The organism is Streptomyces sp. NPDC045470 (genome assembly GCF_040646595.1).
Taxonomy (GTDB): domain Bacteria; phylum Actinomycetota; class Actinomycetes; order Streptomycetales; family Streptomycetaceae; genus Streptomyces.
The window spans coordinates 171,181-178,496 of the sequence record NZ_JBEZAN010000017.1 but is presented as its reverse complement, the minus strand read 5'-3'; the positions used below and the strand labels follow the sequence as shown (position 1 = coordinate 178,496).

At 71.4% G+C, this 7,316-nt stretch carries 6 protein-coding genes; 5 read left to right on the top strand and 1 reads right to left on the bottom strand.

Features of this window, described 5'->3' with window-relative positions:
• Window positions 1-202 precede the first annotated feature (202 nt).
• Window positions 203-886, bottom strand: coding sequence for a DUF461 domain-containing protein (locus AB0A97_RS33490; protein WP_361157125.1), 684 nt, complete (start codon window positions 884-886; stop codon window positions 203-205).
• An 826-nt stretch (window positions 887-1,712) separates the two neighbouring features.
• On the opposite strand from AB0A97_RS33490, the gene AB0A97_RS33485 reads away from it, so the two are divergent.
• The 5 genes from AB0A97_RS33485 to rlmB all read left to right on the top strand — a co-directional run bounded on the left by AB0A97_RS33485 (window position 1,713) and on the right by rlmB (window position 7,001).
• Window positions 1,713-2,195, top strand: coding sequence for a CarD family transcriptional regulator (locus AB0A97_RS33485; RefSeq protein WP_003953493.1), 483 nt, complete (start codon window positions 1,713-1,715; stop codon window positions 2,193-2,195).
• 430 nt (window positions 2,196-2,625) lie between these two features.
• Window positions 2,626-3,411, top strand: a complete 786-nt coding sequence (gene ispD, locus AB0A97_RS33480; protein ID WP_361157122.1) for a 2-C-methyl-D-erythritol 4-phosphate cytidylyltransferase — start codon at window positions 2,626-2,628, stop codon at window positions 3,409-3,411.
• Window positions 3,404-3,919, top strand: a complete 516-nt coding sequence (gene ispF, locus AB0A97_RS33475) for a 2-C-methyl-D-erythritol 2,4-cyclodiphosphate synthase (RefSeq protein ID WP_361157161.1) — start codon at window positions 3,404-3,406, stop codon at window positions 3,917-3,919. The genes ispD and ispF overlap by 8 nt, the downstream gene beginning before the upstream one ends.
• Window positions 3,920-4,266: 347 nt before the next feature.
• On the top strand, window positions 4,267-5,661 hold the full coding sequence (gene cysS / locus AB0A97_RS33470) for a cysteine--tRNA ligase (RefSeq protein ID WP_361157120.1): 1,395 nt from the start codon (window positions 4,267-4,269) through the stop codon (window positions 5,659-5,661).
• 383 nt (window positions 5,662-6,044) lie between these two features.
• Window positions 6,045-7,001: a 23S rRNA (guanosine(2251)-2'-O)-methyltransferase RlmB gene (gene rlmB, locus AB0A97_RS33465; RefSeq protein WP_030022525.1), complete on the top strand. Its 957-nt coding sequence runs from the start codon at window positions 6,045-6,047 to the stop codon at window positions 6,999-7,001.
• Window positions 7,002-7,316 lie beyond the last annotated feature (315 nt).

The window sequence follows — 7,316 nt, the reverse complement described above, 5'->3', positions numbered from 1 at the left end:
ACGGTGTCGCCCGGCCGTGCGTACGTCAGCAGTCATCAGCCGACCGGCGGGAGGCGGGCCAGGAGTCAGTCGGTGTCCGTAGCCGCCAGGACGGCACGGCGCTCGTGCTGTTGCGGGTACTGAGGTGCGGCGCAGCGCTACTGCGGGTACCGACGGAGGTACCCGCAGCGCTGCGGTGCGGTGCTGCGGCCCGCTACGGGCGTCAGCGGCCGGCCTCGGGCGACTGCGGCGCGCCGCTGTTCGGCGAGGCGTTGTCGCCGGCGTCGGCGTTGGCGTTCGCGCCGGCCGAACCGCTCGGCGTGGCCTTCCCCGACGGGCTGCCGGACGCGGAGGGGCTGCCGGAGGGGCGGCCCGAGCCGGACGGCGACGGAACCTCGCTGGGGCCGAAGTCCTTGAAGTAGCTCTTGGCCGGGACGACGAACGCGCGCAGGGTGACCTTCCCGGCGGCGCTGAAGTCGAAGGTCACGGACTGCGCGTCGCCGTTCTTGACGGACCCGCGGCCGCTGTCCAGTACGGCGGAGGCGTTGTCCTTGCCGCCGATCACGATCGAGCCGCCGGCCGGGACCACGATCGGCCCGGAGCCCTTGGCGGGCGACAGCTTCGCTTCCTTGTTCGTACCGTTGACCTTGATGGACTCCAGCGTCTGGTCCTTGCTGCCGTTGTTGAACACGGTCGCGGTCACCACGGCCGGGCCCTCGGCGTCCGGCTCGGGCTGGGTGACGACGGAGGCGTTCTGGATCTTGAGGTCGCCGACGCTGGTTGCGGCGTTGTCCGGCTTGACCTGGAGCGTCTGGGCGTCGTTCCCGGCTCCGCACGCGGAGAGCGTGGCGATCGAGAGCGTGAGAACGGTGGCGGCGAGGACGCCGCGTCGAAGGCTGCGGCTCACGGCGGCGGCATCTCCTTGGACGAACTACGGCGGCCGAACTTCGAGCCCGGTCGCGGATGGGCGGCTGGGCGGCCGTGCGCGGTCGCCGTACCGGCATCCGCGTAAAGCCGCCCTAAGGGTGTGTCAGCGCCGCTAGGTTACCGAGCCGCCCCCGGGCCGCCGCACCCGACCCGCCCCCAGGACGATCACACCCTCCTCCCGTCCCGCTCCGGCCCGTCCCCACAGGCCGCGACGGCCCTCCGTCGTACGCCCGTTTGCCGCACCTCGTCCGTGCCGCGTCGCATCTCGTCCGCATCCCGTCCACGGCCGCAGGAGTTTCCCGGCCCGCCGTACGGAATGATCAGGAGCCGGCCTCGGAAGAAACCCGAATATCCGGCAAGCGGTCGTTCGGATGAAGCCCGGCCGGTTTCCTCGCAGGTAAATCGGCATTCGCAGGGAATGCGCCGGGTTCCCGTAATTGATCACGTGCGGCGCCTCGCGTGTGGCGGCCGTCCGGTGTTCGTGAGGCGGACGCCTGGTGATCAATTCACGAAACGGCGGACACCCGCCCTCCGGAACCGAACGGAGTAGCGGAACTGCGACATCCGGATCCCGGCAAAACGGGACGTACGGGCGCTGTCGCGGGCTCTTCCAGGGGTGTGACGTACGTGTTTCAGGCTGCGCGCGAAGCGCCTCCGACCTGCGAATTCCTGCACCCGGAGGGCGGTCGAAGCACGTTCCGGGCGCAGTTGTCAAGCCCCGAGATATGCCCTGACCTGCGAAAACGCCATTCAGAACGGCCCGTTCCCGTGTTAGCATGGATAGCCACGGAAGGGGTACCTGTCACATGACGTTCAAGGTTGGCGACACCGTGGTCTATCCCCATCACGGGGCCGCGCTGATCGAGGCCATCGAAACTCGCCAGATCAAAGGCGTGGACAAGACCTACTTGGTGCTGAAGGTCGCCCAGGGCGACTTGACTGTTCGTGTGCCAGCGGACAATGCGGAGTTCGTCGGCGTACGCGATGTGGTCGGCCAGGACGGGCTGGACCGGGTCTTCGAGGTGCTGCGCGCACCGTATGCCGAAGAGCCGACGAACTGGTCCCGTCGTTACAAGGCAAATCTGGAGAAGCTCGCTTCGGGTGACGTGATCAAGGTCGCCGAAGTGGTGCGTGACCTGTGGCGCCGTGAGCGGGAGCGCGGTCTCTCCGCCGGTGAGAAGCGCATGCTCGCCAAGGCCCGCCAGATCCTGGTGAGCGAACTCGCCCTCGCGGAGAACACCAACGAGGACAAGGCCGAGGCTCTGCTGGACGAGGTCCTCGCGTCCTGACGACGTACGAATGCCGCGGCGCCCGAGTGGCGGCCGACTCCGGCCAGGAGCGGTCAGTTGCCGGGCGCTGCGGCATATCTGCGGCGGCATACCCGTACTCGTACCGCACCGGCAGCCCCGTAACCGCATCCGTGCGCGGCGTCCGCTCCCGTGGACCCACGCACGCGCGGAAGCACTCCTGCGGAAGCCGTGCACCACTACCGAACCGTGTGATCGTTCCCCGTGGTGACCGCCCCCGTGCTCGTCCCCGAAAAGATCCGCCGTCGCGCCCGCTTGTGGCGTGCCGGGCTCGGGCAGCTGTCCCGACCGGCGTCACGGAAGGGTCCGATCGGGGCGTCGCGCCCGGCACACTGCGGCCATACCCATGTCGGCTCGGGAAACAAACCTGTCTGCGCTAATTCCGGGGTCTCCCCGGGCTTCGGAGCAACCGATGTCAGACGTATCCCCAGATTCCGCCAACCTCTCCGGTAAGCCCCGGCTCCGTACCGCGGCCGTCATCCCGGCCGCCGGACGTGGCGTACGGCTGGGCCCGGGCGCCCCCAAGGCGCTCCGCGCGCTCGGCGGCACGCCCATGCTCGTCCACGCCGTACGGGCGATGGCCGCCTCCCGCGCCGTCTCCGTCGTCGTGGTCGTCGCCCCGCCGGACGGCGCCACCGAGGTCCGCAACCTGCTGGACCAGTACCCGCTGTCCGAACGCACCGACCTGCTGGTCGTCCCCGGCGGCGAGACCCGCCAGGAGTCCGTCCGCCGCGGCCTGGACGCCCTGCCCGAGGGCGTCGACGTGGTGCTGGTGCACGACGCCGCCCGGCCCCTGGTCCCCGCCGAAACGGTCGACTCGGTGGTCGCCGCGGTGCGGGGCGGCGCCCCGGCCGTGGTGCCGGCGCTGCCGCTCGCGGACACCGTCAAACAGGTCGAACCGCGCACCGGCGGGCAGGCCGGCGAGCCGGAGCCCGTGGTCGGCACGCCGGAGCGGGCCCTGCTGCGCGCCGTACAGACTCCGCAAGGCTTCGACCGGGCGACCCTGGTCAAGGCGCACGAGACCGTCGTCCTTCAGGGGGACGGCGCGACCGACGACGCCGGAATGGTCGAGCAGCTCGGCGCCCCCGTCGTGGTGGTGCCGGGCCACGAAGAAGCGTTCAAGGTGACCCGGCCGCTGGACCTGATCCTCGCCGAGGCCGTACTCGCCCGTAGGAGGGCCACTGATGGCTATGTATGACCCGCGGCAGTCGCAGCCGCAGATGATGCCGCTGGTGGGCATCGGCACCGACGTGCACGCCTTCGAGAAAGGCCGCGAACTGTGGGTGGCCGGCCTGCTCTGGGACGACGCGGCGAGCGACGGGTACGGCCTCGCCGGGCACAGTGACGGCGACGTCGCCGCGCACGCCGCCTGCGACGCGCTCTTCTCGGCCGCCGGTGTCGGCGACCTCGGCGCGCACTTCGGTACGAGCCGCCCGGAGTACTCCGGCGCGTCCGGCGTGACGCTGCTGTCCGAGGCGGCCCGCATCGTACGGGCCGAAGGCTTCCTGATCGGCAACATCGCGGTGCAGGTCATCGGCGTACGCCCGAAGGTCGGCAAGCGGCGCGCCGAGGCGCAGAAGGTGCTCTCGGAGGCGACCGGCGCGCCGGTCTCGGTGTCCGGCACGACCTCGGACGGCCTCGGCCTGACGGGCCGGGCGGAAGGACTGGCGGCGGTGGCCACGGCGTTGGTGCTGCCGATGAGGTAGGGGCGGGAACCGGGCGGAATCGGTCAGTCCGGCGGCCCGGTGGCCCGGAAGCCAGGTGGCCCGATCGAGCGATGACCGGTGAGCGGTGACCAGCGTCCGGTGTCCGAGGAGCGGTGACCGCTGACCGGTGAGACGGCCGACGGCTCGGCGCGGGTGACACGCGGTGCGGGAACCCCTTGACACGTACGGGAGTTGTCCCAGGTGACAGGGGCATCCGTAGCAGTTGGAGGGGGGCATGGCCGGAGTGTCCGTACCGCACCGCGGTCGCGCGGGGTGGAATGTCACGCTTCTGTGTCCGTGGCCCCGGTGGTCGCCGGGCACTGTCCGGTTCGGACTACCCTTGTTGCGTGACTATTCGGCTGTACGACACCAGCGCCCGGCAGACTCGCGATTTCACCCCGCTCACGCCGGGCTGTGTCTCGATCTACCTGTGCGGCGCGACCGTACAGGCCGCCCCGCACATCGGGCACATCCGGTCGGGGCTGAACTTCGACATCATGCGCCGCTGGTTCCTGCACCGCGGCTACGACGTCACGTTCATCCGGAACGTGACGGACATCGACGACAAGATCATCACAAAGGCCGCCGACCAGAACCGCCCGTGGTGGGCCATCGGCTACGAGAACGAGGTCGCGTTCAACACGGCCTACGACACGCTCGGCTGCCTGCGTCCCACCTACGAGCCGCGCGCCACCGGCCACATCCCCGAGATGATCGAGATGATGCGCGGCCTGATCGACCGTGGCCACGCCTACGCCGCGGACGGCAACGTCTACTTCGACGTGCGCTCCTTCCCGGGCTACCTGGAGCTGTCCAAGCACGAGCTGGACAACCTGCTCCAGCCCTCCGCCGACAACGAGACCGGCAAGCGTGACGCACGCGACTTCGCCATGTGGAAGACGGCGAAGCCGGGCGAGCCGAGCTGGGAGACCCCGTGGGGCCGCGGCCGCCCCGGCTGGCACCTGGAGTGCTCGGCGATGGCGCACAAGTACCTGGGCACCGCCTTCGACATCCACGGCGGCGGCGTCGACCTGGTCTTCCCGCACCACGACAACGAGATCGCGCAGGCCAAGGCGTACGGCGACGACTTCGCCGCGTACTGGTGCCACAACGCCTGGGTGACCATGAGCGGCGAGAAGATGTCCAAGTCGCTGGGCAACTCCGTGCTGGTCTCGGAGATGGTCAAGCGCTGGCGTCCGATCGTGCTGCGCTACTACCTGGGCACCCCGCACTACCGCTCGATGATCGAGTACAGCGAGGAGGCGCTGCGCGAGGCCGAGTCCGCGTTCGCGCGGATCGAGGGCTTCGTCCAGCGTGTGGTGGAGAAGGCCGGCCCTGTGGAGCCCGCCGCCGAGGTGCCGCCGGCCTTCGCCGAGGCGATGGACGACGATCTCGGGGTACCGCAGGCGCTCGCCGTCGTGCACACCACCGTCCGCCAGGGGAACTCCGCGCTGACGGCCGACGACAAGGAATCGGCCGTCGCCCGCCTGGCCGAGGTCCGCGCCATGCTCGGCGTGCTCGGGCTGGACCCGCTGGACGAGCAGTGGTCGGGCGGCGGCACGGACCGCGGCGAGGACCTGCACGGCGTCGTCGACTCGCTGGTGCGGCTGATCCTGGACCAGCGCCAGGCGGCCCGTACCCGCAAGGACTACGCGACCGCCGACGCCATCCGCGACGAGCTCCAGCAGTCCGGCCTGGCCATCGAGGACACGCCGTCGGGACCGCGGTGGTCGCTGTCCTGAGCGGGGTCGGCACGGTGGGTCCGGCGCGGCGGGGCAGGCGGGGCTACGGCCTGCCGGTTCTCGACCGGCCGGAGCCCGGCCCGTGGGTGTGGGCCTCGCAGGCCCTGGGCCCGTAGGCTCTGAGCCCGCAGGCCCTCGGCCCGCAGGCCCCGTCCTGCGGGCTCCCGCCCCACCGGGCGCCGGTACCAGCGGGTACCCGTCCCGGCTGGTACCCGCCGCGGCCGTCTCCCCGTGCCGGCCGGTCCCCGTCAGGCGGGTGCCGGTTGGCCGTACCGGCCGTCTCCGGGCGACACTTCTTGCAGACACACAGCAGACACACATCCGTACGTACGTATCCACTCCACGTCGCGAGACGTCGAGAGCAGTGAAGAGACAGGTGACCCATGGCCGGCAACAGCCAGCGCAGGAACCGCCGCACGTCCAACAAGAAGGGTATGCAGGTCGGCAGCGGTGGCCAGCGGCGCCGGGGCCTGGAAGGCAAGGGCCCGACCCCGCCCGCGTCCGCGCGCAAGGGGCATGTGAAGAACCGCATCGCCAACGCCCAGGCCAAGCAGGCGGCCAACCGGCGCCCGGCCCCGCGGCGCGGTGGCGCCAAGGGCACCTCGGAGCTGGTCGTCGGCCGTAACCCGGTCTTCGAGGCGCTGCGTGACGGCGTGCCCGCGACGACGCTGTACGTGCAGCAGTTCATCGAGAACGACGAGCGGGTGCGCGAGGCGCTGCAGCTCGCCGCCGACCGCGGCAACATCAACCTGATGGAAGCGCCGCGCCCCGAGCTCGACCGCATGACCAACGGGCTCAACCACCAGGGCATGGTGCTCCAGGTGCCGCCGTACGAGTACGCGCACCCCGAGGACCTCGCGGCCGCCGCCTTCGACGACGGCGAGGACCCGCTGATCGTCGCGCTCGACGGCGTCACCGACCCGCGCAACCTCGGCGCCGTGGTGCGCTCCGTGGCCGCGTTCGGCGGACACGGCGTGGTAGTGCCGGAGCGGCGCGCCGCCGGTATGACGGCCGGCGCGTGGAAGACCTCGGCGGGCACGGCGGCCCGTACGCCGGTCGCCCGCGCCACAAACCTGACGCGCGCCCTAGAGGGCTACCAGAAGGCGGGCATGACCGTCGTGGGCCTGGCGGCGGACGGCGAGATGGAGCTCCAGGACCTGGAGGTGCTGGACGGCCCGGTCGTCATCGTCGTCGGCAGCGAGGGCAAGGGCCTGTCGCGGCTGGTCGGCGAGACCTGCGACGTACGCGTGCGCATTCCGATGCCGGGCGGCGCGGAGTCGCTGAACGCGGGCGTCGCGGCGGGCGTGGTGCTGTGGGAGGCCGCGCGGCGGCGCGGGTGAGCCCGGCCGCGCGGCGGTAGGGGGCCGGTCCTGAGGCGGCAAGGGACCCACCACGAGGTGGCAGGGGCTGGGCAGCGAGGTGGTGAGGGCGCGCGGGCGGGGGCTCCGGGCCGCGCGCACGCCCCTGCTCCGTCCGCTGCCCTCGCCCCCGGAGCCACGCGCTCGCCGACGCGGCCAGTTCGTACGGACGTACGAATGGTCATCCGAAAGGCTGTGCGGTGCCGCGTGTGGACCCGCGCCGCCGACGTGCCGAGGTGGCCCTGCGGAGGTCATCCGCCGGGTCGGGGGTGATCCCGCGCTTCCTTGACGGGTCTC

Bases quoted from the DNA above. Each gene is read 5' to 3' on its own strand.
- AB0A97_RS33485 (WP_003953493.1), top strand. From the start codon at position 1,713: ATGACGTTCAAGGTTGGCGACACCGTGGTCTATCCCCATCACGGGGCC.
- ispD (WP_361157122.1), top strand. From the start codon at position 2,626: ATGTCAGACGTATCCCCAGATTCCGCCAACCTCTCCGGTAAGCCCCGG.
- ispF (WP_361157161.1), top strand. From the start codon at position 3,404: ATGTATGACCCGCGGCAGTCGCAGCCGCAGATGATGCCGCTGGTGGGC.
- rlmB (WP_030022525.1), top strand. From the start codon at position 6,045: ATGGCCGGCAACAGCCAGCGCAGGAACCGCCGCACGTCCAACAAGAAG.